Annotated in this window: 1 protein-coding gene; it reads left to right on the forward strand. The window is 59.0% G+C overall.

Going from position 1 to position 1,428, the window contains the following annotated elements:
- A partial coding sequence (locus CBE72_RS10410) for a VCBS domain-containing protein (protein ID WP_206191795.1) occupies positions 1-1,428 on the forward strand: 1,428 nt, incomplete at both ends.

Genomic DNA, 1,428 nt, shown 5'->3' on the forward strand with positions numbered 1-1,428 from the left:
AACTCCGGCTGGAGCTATGACATTGCCAACAGCCTGGTGCAGTTCCTCGCCGTCGGCGAAACCATCACCCTGAGCTTTGATGTCACGGTCGATGATGGCAACGGCGGCACTGATACTGACACAGTGACTATCACCATCACTGGTACCAATGACGCACCTGTGCTGACCATCGACATGAGCGGCGCAGTCACCGAGGATGTTGATGTCGTGGCCGGGATGCTCAGCGACAGCGGCGATTTGAGCTTCACCGATGTCGATATCAACGACAGCCACAGCGTCGGCAGCAGCTATAACGGCGATGTACTCTGGAGCGGCGGCGCTCTGGATCAAGCCACCCAGGATGCACTGGCGGCCGGCTTCAGTGTCGACAACTCCGGCTGGAGCTATGACATTGCCAACAGCCTGGTGCAGTTCCTCGCCGTCGGCGAGACCATCACCTTAAGCTTTGATGTCACGGTCGATGATGGCAACGGCGGCACCGATACCGATACCGTCACTGTGACCATCACCGGCACCAATGATGCACCTGTGCTGACCATCGACATGAGCGGCGCAGTCACCGAGGATATTGATGTGCTGGCCGGGATGCTCAGCGACAGCGGCGATTTAAGCTTCACCGATGTCGATATCAACGACAGCCACAGCGTCGGCAGCAGCTATAACGGCGATGTACTCTGGAGCGGCGGCGCTCTGGATCAAGCCACCCAGGATGCACTGGCGGCCGGCTTCAGTGTCGATAACTCCGGCTGGAGCTATGACATTGCCAACAGCCTGGTGCAGTTCCTCGCCGTCGGCGAGACCATCACCTTAAGCTTTGATGTCACGGTCGATGATGGCAACGGCGGCACCGATACCGATACCGTCACTGTGACCATCACCGGCACCAATGATGCACCTGTGCTGACCATCGACATGAGCGGCGCAGTCACCGAGGATATTGATGTGCTGGCCGGGATGCTCAGCGACAGCGGCGATTTGAGCTTCACCGATGTCGATATCAACGACAGCCACAGCGTCGGCAGCAGCTATAACGGCGATGTACTCTGGAGCGGCGGCGCCCTGGATCAAGCCACCCAGGATGCACTGGCGGCTGGCTTCAGTGTCGATAACTCCGGCTGGAGCTATGACATTGCCAACAGCCTGGTGCAGTTCCTCGCCGTCGGCGAGACCATCACCCTAAGCTTTGATGTCACGGTCGATGATGGCAACGGCGGCACCGATACCGATACCGTCACTGTGACCATCACCGGCACCAATGACGCACCTGTGCTGAGCATCGACATGAGCGGCGCAGTCACCGAGGATGTCGATGTCGTGGCCGGGATGCTCAGCGACAGCGGCGATTTAAGCTTCACCGATGTTGATATCAACGACAGCCACAGTGTCGGCAGCAGCTATAACGGCGATGTACTCTGGAGCGGCGGCGCC

Source organism: Shewanella carassii (assembly GCF_002777975.1).
GTDB lineage: Bacteria > Pseudomonadota > Gammaproteobacteria > Enterobacterales > Shewanellaceae > Shewanella > Shewanella carassii.